This window comes from Rubrivivax rivuli (assembly GCF_004016505.1).
GTDB lineage: Bacteria > Pseudomonadota > Gammaproteobacteria > Burkholderiales > Burkholderiaceae_C > Rubrivivax > Rubrivivax rivuli.
Genome location: NZ_SACR01000001.1, coordinates 213,413 through 234,255, shown reverse-complemented (window position 1 = coordinate 234,255; position 20,843 = coordinate 213,413). Strand labels below are relative to the sequence as shown.

18 protein-coding genes are annotated in these 20,843 nt (G+C 70.5%); 7 read left to right on the top strand and 11 right to left on the bottom strand.

Annotation, left to right across the window (positions count from 1 at the left end; translation table 11 throughout):
- Both EOE66_RS00995 and hpf read right to left on the bottom strand, forming a co-directional pair.
- Positions 1-471: a PTS sugar transporter subunit IIA gene (locus EOE66_RS00995; RefSeq protein WP_128226829.1), complete on the bottom strand. Its 471-nt coding sequence runs from the start codon at positions 469-471 to the stop codon at positions 1-3.
- Between the two features lie 237 nt (positions 472-708).
- Positions 709-1,050, bottom strand: a complete 342-nt coding sequence (gene hpf, locus EOE66_RS00990; protein WP_054138449.1) for a ribosome hibernation-promoting factor, HPF/YfiA family — start codon at positions 1,048-1,050, stop codon at positions 709-711.
- 395 nt (positions 1,051-1,445) lie between these two features.
- Between hpf and EOE66_RS00985 the strand changes: the two genes are divergently transcribed.
- Genes EOE66_RS00985 through EOE66_RS00975 form a run of 3 tightly spaced genes read left to right on the top strand, consistent with a single transcriptional unit; the run spans position 1,446 to position 4,078 of the window.
- The gene (locus EOE66_RS00985) at positions 1,446-2,762 is read left to right on the top strand and encodes an amidohydrolase family protein (RefSeq protein WP_128226828.1); all 1,317 of its coding nucleotides are present in this window, start codon (positions 1,446-1,448) and stop codon (positions 2,760-2,762) included.
- Positions 2,763-2,816: 54 nt separating this feature from the next.
- Positions 2,817-3,434, top strand: a complete 618-nt coding sequence (locus EOE66_RS00980; RefSeq protein WP_128226827.1) for a glutathione S-transferase family protein — start codon at positions 2,817-2,819, stop codon at positions 3,432-3,434.
- Positions 3,434-4,078: a flavin reductase family protein gene (locus EOE66_RS00975; RefSeq protein WP_128226826.1), complete on the top strand. Its 645-nt coding sequence runs from the start codon at positions 3,434-3,436 to the stop codon at positions 4,076-4,078. Before EOE66_RS00980 ends, EOE66_RS00975 begins: the two co-directional genes overlap by 1 nt.
- On the opposite strand, the gene EOE66_RS00970 is transcribed toward EOE66_RS00975, so the two are convergent.
- Positions 4,056-5,741: an FMN-binding glutamate synthase family protein gene (locus EOE66_RS00970; protein ID WP_128226825.1), complete on the bottom strand. Its 1,686-nt coding sequence runs from the start codon at positions 5,739-5,741 to the stop codon at positions 4,056-4,058. The genes EOE66_RS00975 and EOE66_RS00970 overlap by 23 nt on opposite strands.
- Positions 5,742-5,996: 255 nt before the next feature.
- Between EOE66_RS00970 and metX the strand changes: the two genes are divergently transcribed.
- Complete coding sequence (gene metX / locus EOE66_RS00965) at positions 5,997-7,157, top strand: homoserine O-succinyltransferase MetX (RefSeq protein WP_128226824.1); 1,161 nt, start codon at positions 5,997-5,999, stop codon at positions 7,155-7,157.
- The gene (gene metW / locus EOE66_RS00960; RefSeq protein ID WP_128226823.1) at positions 7,154-7,738 is read left to right on the top strand and encodes a methionine biosynthesis protein MetW; all 585 of its coding nucleotides are present in this window, start codon (positions 7,154-7,156) and stop codon (positions 7,736-7,738) included. The genes metX and metW overlap by 4 nt, the downstream gene beginning before the upstream one ends.
- A gap of 21 nt (positions 7,739-7,759) precedes the next feature.
- Here the strand turns inward: metW and EOE66_RS00955 are convergent, their stop codons facing one another.
- The 8 genes from EOE66_RS00955 to EOE66_RS00920 form a co-directional block, all read right to left on the bottom strand.
- Positions 7,760-9,628 carry a PAS domain-containing protein gene (locus EOE66_RS00955; RefSeq protein WP_128226822.1) on the bottom strand — a complete coding sequence of 623 codons (1,869 nt, stop codon included), beginning with the start codon at positions 9,626-9,628 and terminating at the stop codon, positions 7,760-7,762.
- Between the two features lie 27 nt (positions 9,629-9,655).
- Positions 9,656-11,350: a M14 family metallopeptidase gene (locus EOE66_RS00950; protein ID WP_128226821.1), complete on the bottom strand. Its 1,695-nt coding sequence runs from the start codon at positions 11,348-11,350 to the stop codon at positions 9,656-9,658.
- Between the two features lie 60 nt (positions 11,351-11,410).
- Positions 11,411-12,211, bottom strand: a complete 801-nt coding sequence (locus tag EOE66_RS00945; RefSeq protein ID WP_310733082.1) for a LytR/AlgR family response regulator transcription factor — start codon at positions 12,209-12,211, stop codon at positions 11,411-11,413.
- 17 nt (positions 12,212-12,228) lie between these two features.
- Complete coding sequence (locus EOE66_RS00940; RefSeq protein WP_128226820.1) at positions 12,229-13,368, bottom strand: sensor histidine kinase; 1,140 nt, start codon at positions 13,366-13,368, stop codon at positions 12,229-12,231.
- Positions 13,365-14,579: a sensor histidine kinase gene (locus EOE66_RS00935; RefSeq protein ID WP_128226819.1), complete on the bottom strand. Its 1,215-nt coding sequence runs from the start codon at positions 14,577-14,579 to the stop codon at positions 13,365-13,367. Before EOE66_RS00935 ends, EOE66_RS00940 begins: the two co-directional genes overlap by 4 nt.
- A gap of 104 nt (positions 14,580-14,683) precedes the next feature.
- Positions 14,684-15,448: a class II glutamine amidotransferase gene (locus tag EOE66_RS00930; RefSeq protein ID WP_128226818.1), complete on the bottom strand. Its 765-nt coding sequence runs from the start codon at positions 15,446-15,448 to the stop codon at positions 14,684-14,686.
- Between the two features lie 31 nt (positions 15,449-15,479).
- Positions 15,480-16,196 carry a peptidylprolyl isomerase gene (locus tag EOE66_RS00925; protein WP_310733081.1) on the bottom strand — a complete coding sequence of 239 codons (717 nt, stop codon included), beginning with the start codon at positions 16,194-16,196 and terminating at the stop codon, positions 15,480-15,482.
- Positions 16,197-16,213: 17 nt separating this feature from the next.
- Positions 16,214-17,479, bottom strand: coding sequence for an NAD(P)/FAD-dependent oxidoreductase (locus EOE66_RS00920; RefSeq protein ID WP_245478846.1), 1,266 nt, complete (start codon positions 17,477-17,479; stop codon positions 16,214-16,216).
- A 130-nt stretch (positions 17,480-17,609) separates the two neighbouring features.
- Between EOE66_RS00920 and EOE66_RS00915 the strand changes: the two genes are divergently transcribed.
- Complete coding sequence (locus EOE66_RS00915; RefSeq protein WP_128226817.1) at positions 17,610-19,214, top strand: Re/Si-specific NAD(P)(+) transhydrogenase subunit alpha; 1,605 nt, start codon at positions 17,610-17,612, stop codon at positions 19,212-19,214.
- A 19-nt stretch (positions 19,215-19,233) separates the two neighbouring features.
- A complete protein-coding gene (gene pntB, locus EOE66_RS00910) occupies positions 19,234-20,649 on the top strand; it encodes a Re/Si-specific NAD(P)(+) transhydrogenase subunit beta (protein WP_128226816.1) in 1,416 nt (471 codons plus the stop codon).
- Positions 20,650-20,843 lie beyond the last annotated feature (194 nt).

Below are 20,843 nucleotides of genomic sequence, written 5' to 3'. Positions count from 1 at the left end.
TCAAGCCACCGACTTCAGCGGTTCCCAGTCGGAAATCAGCTTGTGCACGCCGGCCGCTTCGGGCTCGGTCTTCAGGCGTTCGCGCAGTTCGCGGTCGCTCAGCATCTCGGCGATTTCCGAGAGGATTTCCAGGTGCCGCTGCGTGGCGGCTTCCGGCACCAGCAGGAAGATCAGCAGCGAGACGGCCTCGTCATCGGGCGCGTCGAAGGGGATGGGCTGCTGCACCCGCACCACGGCGGCCAGCGGGTTCTTCAACCCCTTGATGCGGCCGTGCGGGATGGCCACGGCATGGCCCAGGCCGGTGGAACCCAGGCGCTCGCGGGCGAAGAGGTTGTCGGTGACCGTGCTGCGCGCGATGGCGTGCTGGTTCTCGAACAGCAGGCCGGCGTGCTCGAAGACGCGCTTCTTGCTGGTCGCATCCACATTCACCAGCACGTTGCTGGCGGGCAGGATCGAGGCGAGACGGTTCATCGGGCCGGACCCCGTGGCGGCGGCCGGTGGCGGCGCGCTTCGGGCGGGGTTGTTGAATAGGGAGGGCGGATCATAGACCTCGGCTCAGGCGTCATGTCAGCGAAGAAGGCCTTGAATCGGGTGGAATCCGTTGGCGATGCGGCGCTGCAGCAACACCGTTGCCACCATGCAAAACGGCCCCGCAGGGCCGTTTTGCACCTCAGGGCGGGCCGGGCTGCGCCGGCCGCCGCGGGCGTTTCAGACCGCACCCATGTCCATGCGTTTGGCCGTGGCGTGGTGGTGGTCCTGCACGCGGTCCTTGTGGCGCACGACCTGGCGGTCGAGCTTGTCCATCAGCTGGTCGATCGCGGCGTACAGGTCTTCGTGCGACTGCTCGCAGAAGATGTCGCGGCCCTTGACGTGCAGCGTCACCTCGGCCTTCTGTCGCCGTTCCTTTTCCTTCATCTTCTCCACCGTCAGCAACACGTTCACATCCACGACCTGGTCGAAGTGGCGCGTCACGCGTTCCAGCTTGGTGAGTACGTACTCACGCAAAGCCGGGGTGACTTCGAGGTGATGGCCGCTGATCGTCAAGTTCATCAGAACCTCCTTTAGCGAGGGTGGGCAAGAAGCCGGCGCGTCAGCGCCGGCGGGGGGTGAAGGGCGTGAGCGCCGGCGCCAGGGCCGCACGGGGACAGCAGGCTCAAGGCCGGCACGAGGCTGGGGCGGGGGCGTGCCGACAAGGGCAGGGGCTGGAAGAAGGGGAGGGGGAAGCGGGGGTCGGTGCAAGGGCCCGAAACCGGAACCCGTCGAACCCAGTGTGCGCCCGTTCGCGGGGGTTGACAAGCGGCCCTTGCGCCGGTGCAGGAAAGCCCGAATCGGGCCGTGACGGATTCGCTCCCACCGGACTCGGCGCGCGTCTCGGCCCGCCGGGGCGCCGTATGCTGGCATCCGACTTGCCTGCATCGGGGCAGGCATCCTCCCCGGCAGGCCCCATGCCCCAGAACGCGCCGCTGTTCGTCCGCAATGCCACGCTGCCCGACGGCCGCGCCGGCCTCGACCTGCTGGCCGAAGGCGGCCGCATCACCGCGCTGGCCCCGGCGCTGCCGGTGCCACCGGGCGCGCAGGTGATCGACGCCGGTGGCTGGCTGCTCAGCCCGCCTTTCGTGGACGCCCACTTCCACATGGACAGCGCGCTGAGCCACGGCCTGCCGCGCGTGAACGCCAGCGGCACGCTGCTGGAGGGGATCCAGCTCTGGGGCGAACTCAAGCCCCTGCTCACCGAAGAGGCCATCGCCGAACGCGCGCTGCAGTACTGCGACTGGGCCGTGGCGCGCGGCCTGTTGGCCATCCGCAGCCATGTCGACGTCTGCGACGAACGCCTGCTCGCGGTGCGCGCGCTGCTGGAGGTGAAGCGCCGCGTCGCGCCCTACCTCGACCTGCAGCTGGTGGCGTTTCCGCAAGACGGCCTGCTGCGCAGCGCGGGCGCGCTGGTGAACCTGAAGCGCGCACTCGACCTCGGCTTGGAGGTGGTGGGCGGCATCCCGCACTTCGAACGCACCATGGCCCAGGGCGCCGAGAGCGTGCAGGTCCTGTGCGAGCTGGCGGCCGAGCGCGGCCTGCGCGTGGACCTGCACTGCGACGAGAGCGACGACCCGCTGTCGCGCCACATCGAGACCCTGGCCTTCCACACCCAGCGCCTGGGGCTGCAGGGCCGCGTGACGGGCTCGCACCTCACGTCCCTGCATTCGATGGACAACTACTACGTCAGCAAGCTGCTGCCGCTGATCGCCGAGGCCGGCGTGCACGCCGTGGCCAACCCGCTGATCAACATCACGCTGCAGGGGCGGCACGACGCCTACCCTAGACGCCGCGGCATGACGCGCGTGCCCGAGCTGCTGGCCGCCGGCGTGAACGTGGGCTTCGGCCACGACTGCGTCCTCGACCCCTGGTACGCCTTGGGCTCGGGCTGCATGCTGGAGGTGGCCGCGATGGGCCTGCACGTGGCGCAGATGACTTCGCTAGCCGCGCAGCGCCAGTGTTTCGAAGCGGTGACGGTGAACAACGCACGCATCCTGGGGCTGGAGGGCTATGGCCTGGACCTGGGTTGCCGCGCCGACATGGTGCTGCTGCAGGCGCGCAGCCCCGAAGAAGCCATCCGGTTGCGTGCGCAGCGCCTGTGCGTGGTGCGTGGCGGGCAGGTGGTCTCGCGCATGGCGCCGGCAGTGGCCGAACTGGCCCTGCCGGGCCGGCCGGCGCGCGTGGATTTCACGCGACACGGCCGGGAGATCGGGAAATCACCCCCTGGCTAGAATGAACCGGACCCCAGGGAAGAGCACAGGCACCAGCGCAAAGCGCGGCACAACATGAAACTCATCGGTTCACTCACCAGCCCCTACGTGCGCAAAGTGCGCGTCGTGATGGCCGAGAAAAAGCTCGACTGCGAACTGGTGCTGGAAGACGTCTGGGGCAACGACAACATCGTCAAGAGCAACCCGCTGGGCAAGGTGCCCTGCCTGGTGCTGGACGGCGGCGAAGCCATCTTCGATTCACGCGTCATCGTCGAGTACCTCGACACGCTCTCGCCCGTGGGCAAGCTCATCCCGCCCAGCGGCCGCGAGCGCACCGAAGTGCGCACCTGGGAGGCGCTGTCCGACGGCCTGCTCGACGCCAGCATCCTGGCGCGCCTGGAAGCCACCTGGGGCGGCCGCACCGAGGGCCAGCGCTCGCAGGCCTGGATCGACCGCCAGATGCGCGCCGTGCACAACGCGCTGAAGTCGATGAGCCTGGGCCTGGGCGACAAGCCCTACTGCGCCGGCAACCACCTCACGCTGGCCGACATCGCGGTGGGCTGCGCGCTGGGCTACCTCGATTTCCGCTTCCCCGCCATCGACTGGCGCGGCGACCACCCCCACCTGCACAAGCTCTACGACAAGCTGGCCGCGCGGCCAAGCTTCGTCGATTCGGCACCTCCGGCCGCTTGATGGCAGGCGCAACCGGACTGCCGCTCTTCACGGCGCTGCACAGCTACGAGCCGCGCGCCGGCCACGGCCTGCCGCACGACCCCTTCAACGCCATCGTGGGCCCGCGGCCCATCGGCTGGGTCAGCACGCGCAGCGCCGAGGGCGTGCTCAACCTCGCGCCCTACAGCTTCTTCAACGCCTTCAACTACACGCCGCCGCTGATCGGCTTTTCCAGCACCTCGGAAAAGGACAGCCTGCGCAATGCGCGCGCCACCGGCGAGTTCGTGTGGAACCTCGTCACGCGGCCGCTGGCCGAGGCGATGAACACCACCTGCATGGCCGTGCCGCCCGAGGTGGACGAGTTCCAGCTCGCGGGCCTGACGCCCGTGGCCTCGCAGTGCGTGGCCGTGCCGCGGGTGGGTGAAAGCCCGGTGGCCTTCGAGTGCAAGGTCACGCAGATCATCGCGCTGCAGGGTGCCGACGGCAGCCCGGCCGGTGCCTGGCTGACGATGGGCGAGGTGGTGGCCGTGCACATCGCACGCGAGCTGCTGGTGGACGGCCTCTACGACACCGCCAACGCCCAGCACATCCTGCGCGGCGGCGGGCCGGCCGACTACTTCAGCATCGGGCCCGAGCAGCTCTTCAAGATGCACCGGCCGCGCTGAGCGCGCGGGGGTTCACGGCCTGGGGCGCGAAGCTCTCGGCACTGGCCAGCGGCCAGTAGAGCTCGTACACGCGGTGCGGCCAGGCGCCGCGGCCCTCGGCAGCCGCCTTCAGGGCGCCAGGCGCCACGAAACTGAGTTCGTTGGCCAGCAGCCGCACGTCGCTGTCGCTGCGACGCCGCACGATGTGGCTGGCGCTGATCTCGTTGGGGTGCTGCAGGCCCGCGGCCTGCACCAGTTCCTTCAGCGCTTCCAGCGTGTGGTGGTGGAAGCGGTAGACGCGCTCGGTCTTGTCGGGCACCACCAGGGCCTTCTGGCGCTGCGGGTCCTGCGTCGTCACGCCCGTGGGGCAGGCGCCGGTGTGGCAGGTCTGGGCCTGGATGCAGCCCAGGGCGAACATGAAGCCGCGCGCCGCGTTGCACCAGTCGGCGCCCAGGGCCATGGCGCGGGCGATGTCGAAGGCGCCGATGACCTTGCCGGCGCAGCCGATCTTCACGCGGTGGCGCAGGCCCAGGCCGGTGAGCGTGTTGTGCACGAGCAGCAGCCCTTCCTGCAGCGGCGCGCCCACGTGGTCGGTGAACTCCAGCGGCGCGGCGCCGGTGCCGCCCTCGGCGCCGTCGACCACGATGAAGTCGGGCACGAGGTCGGTCTCCACCATGGCCTTGCAGATCGCGAACCACTCCCAGGGGTGGCCGATGCAGAGCTTGAAGCCCGTGGGCTTGCCGCCCGAGAGTTCACGCAGCCGCGCGATGAACTGCAGCAGCTCGCGCGGCGTGCCGAAGGCGCTGTGGCTGGCCGGGCTGACGCAGTCCACGCCCACCGGCACGCCGCGCGCGGCGGCGATCTCGGGCGTGACCTTCGGCCCCGGCAGCACACCGCCGTGGCCCGGCTTGGCGCCCTGGCTGAGCTTGAGCTCCACCATCTTCACCTGCGGGTCGCGCGCGTTGACGATGAACTTCTCTTCGCTGAAGCGGCCCTGCTCATCGCGGCAACCGAAGTAGCCGCTGCCGATCTCCCAGATGAGGTCGCCGCCATGCACGCGGTGGTGCTGGCTGATGCTGCCTTCGCCGGTGTCGTGCGCGAAGCCGCCCTTCTTCGCGCCGCCGTTGAGCGCGAGGATGGCGTTGGCACTCAGCGCACCGAAGCTCATTGCCGAGATGTTGAAGAGGCTGGCCGCGTAGGGCTGCGTGCAGCCGTTGTCGGCATGGCCGACGGTGACGCGGAAGTCGTGCGTGGGCACGGTGCTGGGGCTCATCGAGTGGTTGATCCACTCGTAGCCGGGCGCATGCACGTCGAGCTGCGTGCCGAAGGGGCGCTTGTCGGGCTCGCCCTTGGCGCGCTGGTAGACCAGGCTGCGCTGCGTGCGAGAGAACGGCGTGGCTTCGTTGTCGCCTTCGATGAAGTACTGCCGCACCTCGATGCGCACGAACTCCAGCAGGAAGCGCAGGTGGCCGATGACCGGGTAGTTGCGCAGGATGCTGTGGCGGCGCTGGCGCACGTCGCGCCAGCCCAGCGCCACGAGGAAGAGGCAGACCAGCGCCGCCGGCCCGCCCCAGCCGAAGGCCACCCAGGTGAAGGCGAAGAGCAGGCAGCCGATGGCGCTGAGCAGCCACGCCGTGTAGCGCACCGGGAAGTGCTGGTCGATGCTGTTCAGCCAAGCGTGCATGTGGTGACCCCGTTCTTTTGCAGCCCTGGTCGGCGCGATGCTAGCCACGCCAGCGCCTGCCCGAACTCGGAAGTGCGCTGCTTTTCTGCCTCTGCCCCGCCCTTGCACGAGTGCCGGGCGGTGGTGACGGCTGGCTACAATGGGCGACCACAGCGCCGATTTGTTCCAGATTGCGGGCGCTCAACAAATACCGCTAAAAGAGGACGCCGGGCCCGGTGTCCGCTTCATGCGGCACCGGGTTTCGCTTTTCCGATCATGGCTTCCGTCGGCCCCGTCACCGCCCAGCAGATGCACTTCAGCGAGCCGCTGCCGCTGCAGAGCGGCGCGCTGCTGCCGAGCTACCAGCTCACCTACGAGACCCACGGCACGCTCAACGCCGAGCGCAGCAACGCCGTGCTGGTGTGCCACGCGCTCAACGCCAGCCACCACGTGGCGGGCGTGGATGCCAGCGGCAACAAGGGCTGGTGGGACAACCTCATCGGCCCGGGCAAGCCGCTGGACACGAACCGCTTCTTCGTCATCGGCGTCAACAACCCGGGCTCGTGTTTCGGCAGCACCGGGCCCATGCACCTGAACCCGTTGTCACCGGTGCCGGGGCGCGTGTGGGGCGCCGATTTTCCCGTGGTGACCGTGGAAGACTGGGTCGACGCGCAGGCGCGCCTGGTGCAGCGCCTGGGCATCACGCAGCTGGCCGCAGTGCTCGGCGGCAGCCTCGGCGGCATGCAGGCCCTGGCCTGGACGCTGCGCCACCCTGGCATGCTGCGCCACTGCATCGCCGTGGCCACCGCGCCCAACCTCAGCGCCCAGAACATCGCCTTCAACGAGGTGGCGCGCCGCGCCATCGTCACCGACCCCGATTTCCACGGCGGCCATTTCTACGAACACGGCGTGGTGCCCAAGCGCGGGCTGCGCGTGGCGCGCATGGTGGGCCACATCACCTACCTGGCCGAAGACGCGATGGACAGCAAGTTCGGCCGCGAGCTCAAGGCCGCTGCGCTGCGCTACTCCACGCAGGACATCGAGTTCCAGATCGAGAGCTACCTGCGCCACCAGGGCGACAAGTTCGCCGAGTACTTCGACGCCAACACCTACCTGCTGATCACGCGCGCGCTCGACTACTTCGACCCCGCTGCCGCGCACGGCGGCGACCTGGCGCGCGCCTTCGCCGCGAACGCCGAGACGCTGCGCAAGCGTTTCCTGCTGGTGAGCTTCACCACCGACTGGCGCTTCGCGCCAGAGCGCAGCCGCGAGATCGTCAAGGCCCTGGTGGCCAACCGCATCGCCTGCAGCTACGCGGAGATCGACGCCCCGCACGGCCACGACGCCTTCCTGCTGGAAGACCCGCGTTACCACGCGGTGATGCGCAGCACCTTCGAGCGCATCGCGGCCGAGGTGGCGGCGGGAGTGCGGTCATGAGCGAGCGCAAGGACCTGGAGCTCATCGCCGACCTCGTGCCGGCCGGCAGCCGCGTGCTCGATCTGGGCTGCGGCGACGGCGAACTGCTGGCCCACCTGCGCGACCGCAAGGGCTGCACCGGCTACGGCATCGAACTGGCCGACGCCAACGTGCAGGCCTGCGTGAAACGCGGCATCGACGTCATCCAGCTCAACCTCGATGAGGGCCTGGCGCTGTTCGAAGACCGCAGTTTCGATGTCGTGCTGCAGCTCGACACCCTGCAGCACCTGCGCAACACCGAGAAGATGCTGCGCGAGACGGCGCGCGTGGGCCGCATCGGCATCGTCAGCTTCCCGAACTTCGCGCACTGGCCCAACCGCCTGCACGTGCTCACGGGCCGCATGCCGGTGACTCGCGCGCTGCCCTACGAGTGGTTCGACACGCCCAACATCCGCGTCGGCACCTATGCCGATTTCGGTGTGCTGGCGCGGCGCTGCGGGCTGCAGGTGACCGACAGCTTCGGTCTGCAGAACGGCCAGGTGCGCAGGCGTTGGCCCAACCTGCTGGCCAGCGTGGCGGTGTTCCGCTTCGAAAGCGCCTGAAGCCCGGCTGGGGGCGGGCGCTCAGCCCGCTGGCAGGTTGATGGTGAAGGTGGCGCCGGCACCGGCCTGGCTGCGCACCGTGATGCTGCCGCCCATGGCCTCCACGAGCTCGCGGCTCAGCGCCAGGCCCAGGCCCGTGCCCGCCACCGGCCCGCGCTGCGCGCCCAGGCGTTCGAAGGGCTGGAACAGCCGCGCCTGCTGCAGGGCGTCGAGCCCCGGCCCGCTGTCGCTGATGTGGATGCTCACCCAGCCCGACACGGTCTCGAACTGCACCCTCACCCAGCCTTGCGGGTGGTTGTACTTGATGGCGTTGCCGATGAGATTGCTCAGCACCTGCAGCAGGCGGCGGCGGTCGGCACGCACGCTGCACGGCGGCGCGTCGCAGCTGTCGTCATGCAGGCTCACCTGGGCCGCCGCAGCGCTGGCCGCCAGCATGGCCAGTGCCTCGTTCAGCGGCTCGCGCAGCGGCAGCACCTCGGTGGCCATCGCCAGCTGGCCCGTTTGCGCGCTGCTGAGGTCGAGCACGTCGTCCATCAAGGCCAGCAGGTGCCTGCCTGCGCTCAGCACCTGCGCGACCCACAGCCGCTGGCGCTCGCCATCGCCCGGCTCCAGTTCCAGCAGCTGCGTGAAGCCCAGCACCGCGTTCAGCGGCGTGCGCAGCTCGTGGCTGACGCGGCTCAGGAACTGCGATTTCGCCAGGTCGGCCGCGGCGGCGCGGTCGCGCTCGGCGCGCAGCGCGTCGGCCTGCTTGCGCAGCGTGATGTCGGTGTGCGTGCCCACCATGCGCAGCGGGCGGCCCTGTTCGTCGCGCGTGAGCACCATGCCGCGCGAGAGGATCCACTTCCAGCTGCCGTCCTTGCAGCGCACGCGGTGCTCGTTGATGTAGATCGGCATCTGCCCCGCGAAATGGGCGTCGCGCGCGATGCGCATGGCCTCCAGGTCTTCGGGGTGGGTGCGGCTGTCCAGCGCATCGGGGGTGTCGGGCAGTTCGTCGGGCGCAAAGCCATACAGCGCCTTGCAGGCCGGCGAGAGCAGCTCGCGGCCTTCCTGCACGTGCCAGTCCCAGACGCCGTCGCCCGTGCCTTCGAGGGCCCGTTTCCAGAGATCGCCGCTCTGCGCCAGCGCCAGCTCGGCCTGCTTGCGCTCGGTGATGTCGATCATCACGCCGATGCGGATCTGTTCTTCGTCCGGGTTGCCGGCCGGCACCGAGATCTGCTGCACCCAGCGTTGGCTGCCATCGGCCCGCACGATGCGGAACTCGGTGGTCAGCGGGCGCCGTTCGCGCGCAGCGGCGTTGAGTTCGGCGTCCACGCGCAGCAGGTCGTCAGGGTGGCGGAACTGCGCCAGCAGGCGCCGGTTCTGCACGGCGTCTTCGGGCTCCACGCCGTAGAGCGCGCGCACGCCGTCGCTGACGAAGTCGATGCGCCGGGTGTCGTCATCGTCCAGCACCACGCGGTAGACCACGCCCGGCACCTGGGCCGTGATCTCGCGCAGCTCGCGCTCGCGGTGCTCCAGCGCGCCGCGGGCCTGCACGTGCTCGGTGATCTCCTCGACGGTGCCCTCGAAGAACAGCACCTCGCCATCGGGCCCCCGCACGGCATGCGCGTTCTCGCGCACCCACAGCCGGCGACCGCTGCCGCGCGCGCGCGCCTCGGATTCGAAGCCCACCACGCGGTCCCCGCGCAGCAGCAGCTCCATGAAAAGGCGCTGGCGCCCGGGCTGCACGTACCAGCTCTCGGCCGCGCCGTTGACGATGGCCAGGTGCTCGGCCTCGCTGGCCAGGCCGTTCATCCGCACGAGCGCGGGGTTGCTGCGCAGCAGCACCCCGTCCGGGCGCTTGCGGTAGGCCCCGATGGGCAGAAACTCGAAGAGGCTCGAAAAATCGTCCACCCGGGTTCCTGGCGCCTGGTGCCGGGCTCAGTCCAGGGTCACTTCGGTGTGCACCGTGCCCGCGCGGTCGGCCGTGGCCTTCAGCGCGATGCGGGTGCCCCGGGCGCCCTTGACCACCCACTCCACCACGGCGCGGTCGGCGGTGACCTCGCGGCTGGGCAGGAAGGCCTGCTGGCTGCTCTTGGGTGCATGGCCCTCGAGATGGGCGCCGATCTCGCGTTCCTTGCCGCTGACCAGGCTCACGCCCTCGGGCAGCAGGATGCTGAAGACGGTGCCGCGCACGGTCTTGCGCTCCAGCGCGCGCTTGCTGATGTAGCTGGGCAGGTAGCCGGCATTGGCCACCGCGAAACGCACGCGCCAGGTGTCGGGGCCCAGGGCGCGCACCTCGGTGCGCAGCACCTCCAGCTTGGGCAGGGTCAGGCCGATCTGCAGCAGCCAGGCCGGGAAGCGAGCGGCCTCGCGCTCGCGCAGCGCCGGCGGCGGGTTGCGCCAGTAGTTCATGCGGTCCCAGCCGCCGAGCTCCACCATGCCCAGCTGCGGGTGGCGGAAGGGGTGCCAGTCGACGTAGGCCTGGCCGCCGCACTGCTCGTCGCTCCACTTCAGCAGCTTCAGGTCGTCTTCCACCGGGTGCTCGCGGTACCAGTCGATCCACTTGTAGTCGGTGATGCCGGCTTCCTTGTTCGGCGCCCAGATCTCCACCGTCCAGAACAGCGCACCCAGGTGCTCGTAGAGCCAGTCCTGCGTGCCGGTGATCACCTGCTTGGGGTGGTACTTGAAGTCGTGCCAGATGCTGATGGCCGGGTAGCCCGTGAGCTTGGCGCCGATGTCCGACAGGCGCTTGAACATCCACAGGTCTTCCGGCGTCATGTCGTCGTCGCTCTGCGTGCCCATGGGCCGCAGGATCACGCCGCTGTGCGTGTGGAAGCTCACCGCCGCGCCGATGTTGGGGTGCTTGGTGATGAAGTCGACCATGGCCCGCACCTCGGGCTCGCTGGTGGGGTAGGGGCCGGCGCCGACTTGCTCGAACTCCTGCCGCCAGAAGGCGGGGAAGTTGCGGTTGAAGTCCAGGCCCTCGCGGTCGGGGTTGGCGGTGATCTTCAGGCCGTCGAAGTTCTTCAGCGTGCCCTCGGGAATCAGGCGGTAGTACTCGCCGCCGAATTCACCCGGCTCGCGCGCCACCATCAGCCGCGGCTCGGTGGGGTGCTTCTTGTAGGTGCCGTGGGGGTCGGGCACGCGCATCTGCAGCACGCGGCCGTCGCCGTCGACGTCTTCCACCGTCAGGCCTTCGACCGGCTCTTCGTCGAAGGGGTAGGGCCGCGTGCCGCTGCGGATGTGGCGCGGCTTGTCGGCCAGCGCGAGCTCGGCGCCGTCGGGGTTCAGGCGCGGCACCATGTAGACCACGCGCGTGTCGAGCAGCTGGCGCACCTGCGCGTCGGTGTCGTAGTTCGCCAGCAGCTGGTGCAGCCAGTACAGGCAGGCGGTGCTGGCCGTCAGCTCGGCGGCGTGGATGTTGCCGTCCACCCAGAAGGCGGGCTTGTCGATGTCGGCACCGGTGGTGGTGTGGGTCAGCGTCAGCAGCCAGATGTCGCGGCCCTCGAAGCTCTGGCCCAGGCTGCTGAGCTGCACCAGGTGCGGCGCCGCTTGCGCATAGTCTTGCAGCAGGCGGGTGAGCTCGGCGTGGCGGTAGAACTGGTCGAAACGCGGGACGGGCAGCGCTGGCATGGGGGCGGGCCGGTGTGGGGGGTGGCCGATGCTACTGCGGCCCCCGCCCCCGCCACACTCTCACTGGCCCTTGAAAAGCGCCTGGAAGTGCCGCGATACCGGCAGTGTCTCGGGGCGGCCGCGCAGCGTGAGGTGCATGTGGCCTTCGTCCACGCGCACGGCGCTGGCGATGTGGCGCTGGTTGACGATGACGCTGCGGTGCACCTGCCAGAAGAGCTGCTCGTCCAGCTGCGCCAGCAGTTCCTTCAGCGGCGTGCGGATCAGCGCATCGCCGGCACCGTGCGGGCCGTCGAAGACGACACGCGTGTAGCGGCTGTCGCTTTCGAAGTAGACCACCTCGTCGGTGCGGATGAGCCGCACCTCGCGCCCCACGCTGGCCTGCAGCACCTGCAGGGGCGGTGCGCGGCGCGTCTGCCCGGCCAGCTGCGCCAGCAGTTGGTGCAGCGCAGCGGGGTCGGGCGGGGCCGCGCCGTGCGCCGGTGTGGCGCCCGCCTGCAGGCGCTGGCGCAGGCGCACCACGGTCTGCGCCAGGCGTTCGGGGTCCACGGGCTTCATCAGGTAATCCACCGCACCGGCATCGAAGGCGGCCAGCGCATGGTCGCCATAGGCCGTTGCGAAGACCACCGGCGCGCGGCCATCGATGCGCCGCGCGACGTCGATGCCCGAGAGCCCGGGCATGCGGATGTCGAGAAAGCACACGGCAGGCTCGTGCTCGAGGAAGGCGTCCCAGGCGTCGACGCCGTTGACGGCCTCGGCCACGATCTGCAGGCCGGGCCAGGCCTGCTGCAGCGCCAGGCGCAACTGCGCGCGCGGCGCCTCTTCGTCATCGGCGATCAGGGCGGTGAGGGGGGGCATGGTCATTGGGCTCATCGTCGTCGTCAGGAAGCCGGGCTGGCGTGGGCGGGCAGCACCACACGGGCGGTGCAGCCGCCGGCATCGCCCGACAGCAGGTGCAGTGCGGCCTGCTGCCCGTAGGCCTGGGCCAGGCGGGCGCGGCTGTTGCCCAGGCCCACGCCTTCGGCCGCGCCAGGGGCCAGGCCGGGGCCGGTGTCGTGAACGGTGAGCACGGTGCCGCCCGCTTCCTGGCGCGCCTGCACCAGCACCTCGGCGCCGTGCAGGCTGGCCTGCACGCCGTGCTCCACCGCGTTCTCCACCAGGGTCAGCAGCAGGCCGGGGGGCACCTGCAGCTCCGCGGCGGCAGGGTCGATCTCGATGCTGAAGCGCAGGCGCTCGCCCAAGCGCAGCTGCATCACCTGCAGGTAGCGGCGCGCGGCCTCGGCCTCGTCGCCCAGGCGCAGCCGGGCCTGGTTGAAAAGCGGCAGCGTGGCGCGCAGGAAAGCGGTGAGTGCATCCAGCATCGGTGCGGCGCGGTCGTCCTTGGCCTGCACCCAGTGCTGCAGCGAGGCCAGGCTGTTGAAGAGGAAGTGCGGCTGGATCTGCGCCGCCGCGAGCTGGCGCGCCATCTCCACCGCCCGCTCGCGTTCGGCCTGCTCGCGCAGGCGCCCGGCCACCTGCTCGCTGCGGTAGACGGCCAGGAACCAGAGCCCGAGGCTGGAGCTCACCGCCATCAGCCACACGGTGCCGAAGACCCAGCGTTCTTGCGTGGGGTCGGCCCACCGGGGTGCCAAGGCCAGCGCGAGGCCCAGGACGAAGCCCACCCCCATGAGCGCAAAGTTGAAGCGCGTGAGCAGCCGCCTTTCGGGCCGGCTCCAAAGGCGGCGCGCCAGGGCCAGCACGCTGACGCTGCCGCCGGCCATGAGGCCCGTGAGCACGGCTGTCAGCGGGGCCGGTGCCACCTGCAGCACCACCCAGGCGATCAGGGCGATGTTGATGAGCACAGACACCACCAGCGTGCGCGAAGGCCCGTCCTGCGCGGCCCGGCGCAACTCTTCGTCGGTGAACACGCGCACCGGGCCGGGGTTCCAGATCTGGCTCCAGTCGATCTGGTCGGGCCCGACGACGCGGCCGCTGGCGGCCGAACAGCGCAGGTTCTGCAGGCGGGGCAGGCGGAAGTTCATGCAGCCTCCTGGGAAACCACGGGCTCGGCCACCTCGATGCAGGCCCGTGTGCCCGGGTGCAGGGCCTGCAGCGTGAGCCGCGCGCGGCCGCCGAAGTGGTGGTGCAGGCGCTGGCGGCAGTTGGCCAGGCCCACGCCCTCCTGCCAGCCGCTGGCCAGGCCCTGGCCGTCATCGCTGACGCACAGCTGCCAGCCTTCGGCCGTGCGGCGCGCCTCCACCCGCACGGTGCCGCCGCGCAGCGCGGGGGCGATGCCGTGCTCCACGGCGTTTTCCACCAGCGTCAGCAGCAGGCCCGGGGGCAACTGCAAGGCCGCCAGTGCCGGGTCGGCTGCGGTCTTGAAGTGCAGCCGCTCGCCCAGCCGCGCCTGCAAGGTGGCCAGGTAGTGGCCGGCCAGGGCCAGCTCTTCGCCCAGGCTCACCTGCTCGCGCGCCAGCAGCTCGGTGCTGCCGCGCAGGAAGGTGCTGAGCGAGCGCAGCAGCGGGCCGGCACGCGGGTCGGCGGTGTCCACCCAGTGCTGCACGGCGGCCAGGGTGTTGAAGATGAAGTGCGGCTGCACCTGCGCCTGCAGCAGGCGCAGCTGGGCCTCGGCGGCCTGGCGCGCGGCCGCGTCGCGTTCCTGCACCAGGCGCATCTGCGCGAGCTCGCGGCGGTCGTGCTGCTCGCGCCATTGCGCCATGCCCCAGACCAGCAGGGTGATGGCCGCCAGCGCCACCAGCAGGAACGGCGTGGCCGCGCGTGCGGCGGCCCACAGCGAATCGAGCAGCGTCTCGGGCTGCAGCCCTGCCGGGCGTGCCAGCCGGCCGACCAGGAAGCCGACAAAGGCGCCGGCATAGCCGAGCAGGAAGATGCCCAGGCTGCGCCGCAGCAGCTGGCGCGCGGTGAACTTGTGCGGCTGCAGCCAGGCCCCCAGTGCCGCGGTGGGCAGGCCCAGCCACACCAGCAGCGAGCACAGCACCGCCAGCGCCACCGGGAAACCCGTGGCCACCAGACCGGCCACGCTGCCCGTCACGGCGCCGGCCAGGCCCAGCAGCAGGCCCAGGCCGCCGCGGCTGTACAGCCAGCGGTCCAGGCGGCGCGCCTCGGCGGCCAGCGCCGGGTCCATGCGGGCGTAGTGCTTTTCGGCCCAGCCGAAGTACAGGCGCTGCAGCCGGTTTGCGCCGGCCGGCGCCGACGTGTCGGGCGTGCGGGGAAGGGGGGGCAGGGCTGCCATGGCGGCAGTGTAGGCAGGCACCCGGCGCTGCCGCGGCGCCAGGCGTGCGGGCTGCCGGCCGGGCGGGCGAACGGCGGCCCCGCCGGGATGGATGGCGGGCGGCCTCAGCCGCAGCGGCCGTGCCGCACGCCGCCCTGGAACACCCGCAGCTCGCCCGGCTCGAAGGGCACCCAGGTCTCGTTGGTGGTGAGCGGCTCGGTGGCGACCACGGCCACGCGGTCTTGCGGTGTGGTGTGGGCGGCGAAGTCGACGCTCAGGTCTTCATCGGCCAGCGTGGCCGCGGTGAAGGGGTGGGCGCGCTCCACCGACCAGAGCTTCGTGGTGCCGTGGGCCCACAGCGCCTGGCCGTTGCTCAGCAGCACGTTGAAGGTGCCGTGGCGCGCCGGCTGCGGCAGCAGCTCGCGCAGGGTGCAGCTCAGCTCGTCGACCGAGGGCACGTCGGCGTGGGCCTTGGCCAGCTCCTGCATCAGCCAGCAGAAGGCGCGTTCGCTGTCGGTGTCACCCACGGGGCGGAACTGGCCGTGCAGGCGCGGGTGGTAGTCCTTCAGGTCGCCGTTGTGCGCAAACACCCAGTAGCGGCCCCAGAGCTCGCGCACGAAGGGGTGGCAGTTCTGCAGCGCCACCGAGCCCACGGTGGCCTTGCGGATGTGCGCGATGACCACCTCGCTCTTGATCGGGTAGCGCTTGATCATCTGCGCCACCGGCGAGCCGATGGCGCCGTCGCGGTCGATGAAGTGGCGCAGGCCGCGGTCTTCGAAGAAGGCGATGCCGAAGCCGTCCTTGTGCTCGTCGGCGCGCGTGGCCAGCCCCGTGAAGCTGAACATCACGTCGGTGGGCGTGTTGGCGTTCATGCCCAGCAGCTGGCACATGGTGTGTGTCCTGCCTGGGATCGCTGGCGGTTCAGCGCGTCTGGCGGGCGCGCGTGATGGTGATGTTGGGCGAAGGGATGCAGTCGCCCGCCGGCAGCAGGGCCGTCCAGGCCGTGCAGCTGGCATTGATGGCGGCGGTGAGCACGGCGTTGCCGCTGGTGACGCTGCCGAACACCGCGTAGCCGCGCTGGTTGTCCGCGCTGCCCGTCCGGTTCAGGAAGGTGTTGTTGGTGAGGTTGACGAAGAACTGCGAGGTCGCGCTGTCGGGCGCGTTGGTGCGGGCCATCGCGACGCTCAGGCACAGGTTGGACAGCCCGGCGTTGTCTTCCAGCGCGATGGGGGCATTGGTGGGCTTGAGAGCCGGCACGGCGCCGCCGGCGGTCAGCGGGCCGGTGTAGCCACCGCCCTGCAGCACGAAGCCCGGCGCATGGCGGTGGAAGACGGTGCCGTCGTAGAAGCCGGCGTTCACGTAGGCCAGGAAGTTGGCCACCGTCACCGGCGCGCGCGCCGGGTCGAGCGTCAGCACCACATCGCCACTGACCGCGCCGCCGTTGCTGAGCGTCAGCGTCACCTGCGGTGCATTGGCCGCCGGGGCCGGGTTGGTGGTGGTGGGCGTGCACAGGGCCGCCGCCGGGGGGGCCGGGGTGGGCGCCGGCGAACCGGCACCGCCGCCCCCGCCGCCGCAGGACGAGAGCAGCGACGACATCGCAACGGTGGCAAAGAGCAGGCGGGTGCGCTGCAGGCTCATGGTGGGGCTCCCTGGGGTTACTCGAACAGCAGTTTGGTGACGCCGCTCAGCGTGAACAGCCGTGCGGGGTTCTGGGTTTCGTCCAGCACGCCGGCCATGCGGCGCAGGATGCGTGGGCTCTTGCGGGCGCGCCAGATCAGCAGGTCGGCCAGCCAGGGCCAGTCGTTGACGATGCCCGCGCGTTCGTACAGCACGAACTGCGGCTGCAGCTGGCGCAGCGCGGCGGCGTAGGCCTGCAGCACCTGGGCATCGGCCTGGGCGGGTGTCTGGGTCCGCGCGTGCAGCAGGGCCTCGGCGGCGAGCATGCCGCTTTCCATGGCCTTGCCGATGCCTTCGCCGCTGAAGGCGTAGGTGGTGCCAGCGGCGTCGCCGGCCACCAGCAGGCCCGGCCGGCCCCAGTGTTCGCCCGAGACCCCGCGCAGCGAGCAGCGCAGCGGCGCACCCTTCAACGGCCCGAGCACCTCGCCCTCGCGCATCAGCCGCGCCGCGGGTGGGTAGACCTCACAGAAGTCTTCGAACATCTCGCGCAGGTTGCGGCCCCGCCGCCGGCCCTTGCCACCTTCCAGGCTGTGGCTGCCGATGACGCCCGTGCCGATGTTGAAGACGCCGTCGGGCCCCGGGAAGACCCAGCCGTAGCCGCCGCGCAGGCGGCCGTGCCAGATGACCTGCAACTGCGTGATCTCGCGCGCCAGCTCGGCGTGGCGCACATAGGCCCGCACCGCGGTGCCGGTGGGCGTGCGGCGGTCGCACAGGCCGGCGGCGGTCAAGGCCTGCGGCACGGCACCTGTGGCCAGCACCACCCAGCTTGCACGCACCTCCACCGGCGGCTGGCCCTCGGGGCCCTGCAGCCGTGCGCCCACCACGCGCTCGCCCTCGACCAGCGGCGCCTCGAAGCGCAGCGGCGTGTGCAGCTCGGCGCCGGCCTGCTGCGCGGCGCGCACCAGGATGTGGTCGAGTTGCCGGCGCGGCAGCACGCTCATCGTGCCGGGCACGTCCACATGGCCGCCGCGCGCGCCGACGCAGCGCACGTGCTGCACGGGCTGGGCCGATGCAGCCACCTCGTCGTAGACCCCCAGGCGCCTGAACGCGGCATGGCTGTCGGGAATCAGGCCGTCGCCGCAGACCTTCTCGCGCGGAAAATCGTGCTGATCCACCAGCACGGTGCGCAGGCCCTGACGCGCGAGCAACTGGGCGCAGGCGCTGCCGGCGGGGCCTGCACCGACGACGAGCACGTCGGCAAACGCAGGCGGGGCGGTGGGGGTGCGGGTCGGCGTCTCGATCACGAGGGCATTCTAGGCAGCGGCCTCCGCAGAGTCCCACGGCGCCGGCCGCCAGCGGTGTTTGTGTTACCTTCCGCCGCCCGAAATTCCAGCCCTTCCGGGACCCGGCGAAGAACAACTGAGGAGAGCTTTCATGGCTTTGCTGATCGGCGTGCCCCAAGAGACGGCGGCGGGTGAAAAGCGTGTCGCCACCGTGCCCGAGGTGGTGGAAAAGCTCATCAAGCTGGGTTTCCAGGTGGCCGTGCAGAGCGGTGCCGGGGATGCCGCGAACTGCAGCGACGAGGCCTACCGCACGGCCGGCGCCGAGGTGCTGCCCGATGCGGCCACGCTGTGGGCCCGCGCCGACATCGTCTTCAAGGTGCGCGCGCCTTCGCCCGAGGAAGTGGGCCTGATGCGCCCCGGCGGCATGCTCATCGGCTTCGTCTGGCCGGCGCAGAACCCCGAGCTGATGCAGCAGCTGGCCGCCAAGGGCGCCACCGTGCTGGCCATCGACGCGCTGCCGCGCCAGCTGAGCCGCGCGCAGAAGATGGACGCGCTCACCTCGCAGGCCGGCGTGAGCGGCTACCGCGCCGTCATCGAGGCGGCCAACGCCTTCGGCCGCTTCTTCAACGGCCAGATCACGGCCGCCGGCAAGGTGCCGCCGGCCAAGGTGTTCATCGCCGGCGCCGGCGTGGCGGGCCTGGCGGCCATCGGCACCGCGGCCAACCTGGGCGCCATCGTGCGCGCCAACGACACGCGCGCCGAGGTGGCCGACCAGGTGGTCTCGCTCGGCGGCGAGTTCGTCAAGGTCGACTACGAGGAAGAAGGCTCGGGCGGCGGCGGTTACGCCAAAGTCATGAGCGAAGGTTTCCAGGCCGCGCAGCGCGAGATGTACGCCAAGCAGGCCCGCGAGGTCGACATCATCATCACCACGGCGCTGATCCCGGGCAAGCCGGCGCCCAAGCTCATCACCGCCGAGATGGTGGCCACGATGAAGCCGGGCAGCGTCATCGTCGACATGGCCGCCGAGCAGGGCGGCAACTGCGAGCTCACCGTGCCGGGCCAGGCCGTGGTGCGGCATGGCGTCACCATCGTCGGCTACACCGACCTGGCCAGCCGCCTGGCCAAGCAGAGCAGCACGCTCTACGCCACCAACCTGCTGCGCCTGACCGAAGAGCTTTGCAAGACCAAGGATGGTCAGGTCAACGTCAATTTCGAAGACGACGCCATCCGTGGCCTCACGGTGATCAAGGAAGGCGCCGTCACCTGGCCCGCGCCGCCGCCCAAGCTGCCGCCGGCGCCGCCGAAGGCCAAGGCGGAGGCCGCCCCGGCGGCGAAAGCCGGGGCCTCGAAAGGAGGCCACGGCCACGGCTCGGTGGAGCCGATGTCTGCCAAGACGCTGGCCATCGTGTTCGCGGTGGGTGCGGTGCTGTTCTGGTTCGTGGGCGCGTACGCGCCGGCGAGCTTCCTGCAGCACTTCACCGTCTTCGTGCTGGCCTGCTTCGTCGGCTACATGGTGGTGTGGAACGTCACGCCCAGCCTGCACACGCCGCTGATGAGCGTGACCAACGCCATCAGCTCCATCATCGCCATCGGCGCGCTGGTGCAGGTGGCGCCGCCGCTGGATGCCGCGGGGGCTGCCGACCGGCCCAACACCTTGATCTTGGTGTGCGCGGTCGTGGCGCTGGTGCTCACGGCCATCAACATGTTCGGCGGCTTCGCGGTCACGCGTCGCATGCTGGCCATGTTCCGCAAGTGACGAACGGGCAGACAAGAACATGAGCGCAAGCCTCGCCACCGTCGCCTACATCGGCGCGATCATCCTTTTCATCATGAGCCTGGGCGGCCTCTCGAACCCCGAGACGGCGCGCCGCGGCAACTTCCTGGGCATGGCCGGCATGGCGCTGGCCGTGGTGGCCACGGTGCTGGGGCCGCGTGTCACGGCGGCGGGCATCCCGTGGATCGTCGGCGCGCTGGTCGTCGGTGGTGCCATCGGTGTCATCGCCGCCAAGAAGGTGCAGATGACGCAGATGCCCGAGCTCGTGGCACTGATGCACAGCCTGGTGGGCCTGGCGGCCTGCCTGGTGGGCTTCGCGAGCTATGTGGACACCTCCACCGTCTTCCCCACGCCCGTGGAGAAGACCATCCACGAGGTCGAGATCTACGTCGGCATCCTGATTGGCGCCGTCACCTTCTCGGGCTCCATCGTCGCCTTCGGCAAACTCTCGGGCCGCATCGGCGGCAAGCCGCTGCTGCTGCCGGGCCGCCATCTGCTGAACCTCGTGGGGCTGCTGGTGGTCGTCTACTTCGGCTACGTCTTCCTGCAGTCGCACGACGTGAACGCGGGCATGCTGCCGCTGCTGGTGATGACGGTCATCGCGCTGCTCTTCGGCATCCACATGGTGATGGCCATCGGCGGCGCCGACATGCCGGTGGTGGTGAGCATGCTCAACAGCTACTCGGGCTGGGCCGCGGCGGCCACCGGCTTCATGCTGAGCAACGACCTGCTGATCGTGACGGGCGCGCTCGTGGGCAGCTCGGGCGCCATCCTCAGCTACATCATGTGCCGCGCGATGAACCGCAACTTCATCAGCGTCATCGCGGGCGGCTTCGGGGGCGGGGCGCCGGCACCTGCGGGCGCGGGTGGCGCGGCGCAGCCGGCCGGCGAGGTGGTGCCGGTGAGCGCGGCCGAGACGGCCGAACTGCTGAAGGAGGCCAAGAGCGTGATCATCGTGCCGGGTTACGGCATGGCGGTGGCGCAGGCCCAGCACACGGTGTTCGAGATCACCAAGCTGCTGCGCGACCGTGGCGTGAACATCCGTTTCGGCATCCACCCCGTGGCCGGCCGCATGCCGGGCCACATGAACGTGCTGCTGGCCGAGGCCAAGGTGCCCTACGACATCGTGCTGGAGATGGACGAGATCAACGAGGACTTCCCGGCCACCGACGTCACGATGGTCATCGGCGCCAACGACATCGTGAACCCGGCCGCACAGGACGACCCCACCAGCCCCATCGCCGGCATGCCGGTGCTGGAGGTGTGGAAGGCCAAGACCAGCATCGTGATGAAGCGCAGCATGGCCAGCGGCTACGCGGGCGTGGACAACCCGCTGTTCTACAAAGAGAACAACCGCATGCTCTTCGGCGACGCGAAGAAGATGCTCGACGAGGTGCTGGCCGCGCTGCGCGCTTGAGCGCGCTGCCGTCGTCCGTCCTGGGGCAGGGGCGCCGCACCCCTGGCTTGAGGGGGCGCCCCCGCTCTGCGCCTGGCCGCGCAGGGCGGCCGGCCGAAGTGGGTCCAGAATGGGTTGGTCGACCCCGGGCTGCCCAGCGCCCGGGCTCCCCCCACTTTCGCAGGTAGCTCCCATGACGTCTCGCCTTGCCGCTC

What these genes read in the sequence shown, in the direction of transcription:
- EOE66_RS00915 (WP_128226817.1), top strand. Translation starts at nt 17,610, where the DNA reads ATGGCTTTGCTGATCGGCGTGCCCCAAGAGACGGCGGCGGGTGAAAAG.
- EOE66_RS00995 (WP_128226829.1), bottom strand. Translation starts at nt 471, where the DNA reads ATGAACCGTCTCGCCTCGATCCTGCCCGCCAGCAACGTGCTGGTGAAT.
- EOE66_RS00925 (WP_310733081.1), bottom strand. Translation starts at nt 16,196, where the DNA reads ATGAGCCTGCAGCGCACCCGCCTGCTCTTTGCCACCGTTGCGATGTCG.
- EOE66_RS00985 (WP_128226828.1), top strand. Translation starts at nt 1,446, where the DNA reads ATGCCCCAGAACGCGCCGCTGTTCGTCCGCAATGCCACGCTGCCCGAC.
- EOE66_RS00950 (WP_128226821.1), bottom strand. Translation starts at nt 11,350, where the DNA reads ATGCCAGCGCTGCCCGTCCCGCGTTTCGACCAGTTCTACCGCCACGCC.
- EOE66_RS00945 (WP_310733082.1), bottom strand. Translation starts at nt 12,211, where the DNA reads ATGACCATGCCCCCCCTCACCGCCCTGATCGCCGATGACGAAGAGGCG.
- EOE66_RS00980 (WP_128226827.1), top strand. Translation starts at nt 2,817, where the DNA reads ATGAAACTCATCGGTTCACTCACCAGCCCCTACGTGCGCAAAGTGCGC.
- EOE66_RS00975 (WP_128226826.1), top strand. Translation starts at nt 3,434, where the DNA reads ATGGCAGGCGCAACCGGACTGCCGCTCTTCACGGCGCTGCACAGCTAC.
- hpf (WP_054138449.1), bottom strand. Translation starts at nt 1,050, where the DNA reads ATGAACTTGACGATCAGCGGCCATCACCTCGAAGTCACCCCGGCTTTG.
- pntB (WP_128226816.1), top strand. Translation starts at nt 19,234, where the DNA reads ATGAGCGCAAGCCTCGCCACCGTCGCCTACATCGGCGCGATCATCCTT.
- EOE66_RS00930 (WP_128226818.1), bottom strand. Translation starts at nt 15,448, where the DNA reads ATGTGCCAGCTGCTGGGCATGAACGCCAACACGCCCACCGACGTGATG.
- metX (WP_128226824.1), top strand. Translation starts at nt 5,997, where the DNA reads ATGGCTTCCGTCGGCCCCGTCACCGCCCAGCAGATGCACTTCAGCGAG.
- metW (WP_128226823.1), top strand. Translation starts at nt 7,154, where the DNA reads ATGAGCGAGCGCAAGGACCTGGAGCTCATCGCCGACCTCGTGCCGGCC.
- EOE66_RS00935 (WP_128226819.1), bottom strand. Translation starts at nt 14,579, where the DNA reads ATGGCAGCCCTGCCCCCCCTTCCCCGCACGCCCGACACGTCGGCGCCG.
- EOE66_RS00970 (WP_128226825.1), bottom strand. Translation starts at nt 5,741, where the DNA reads ATGCACGCTTGGCTGAACAGCATCGACCAGCACTTCCCGGTGCGCTAC.
- EOE66_RS00940 (WP_128226820.1), bottom strand. Translation starts at nt 13,368, where the DNA reads ATGAACTTCCGCCTGCCCCGCCTGCAGAACCTGCGCTGTTCGGCCGCC.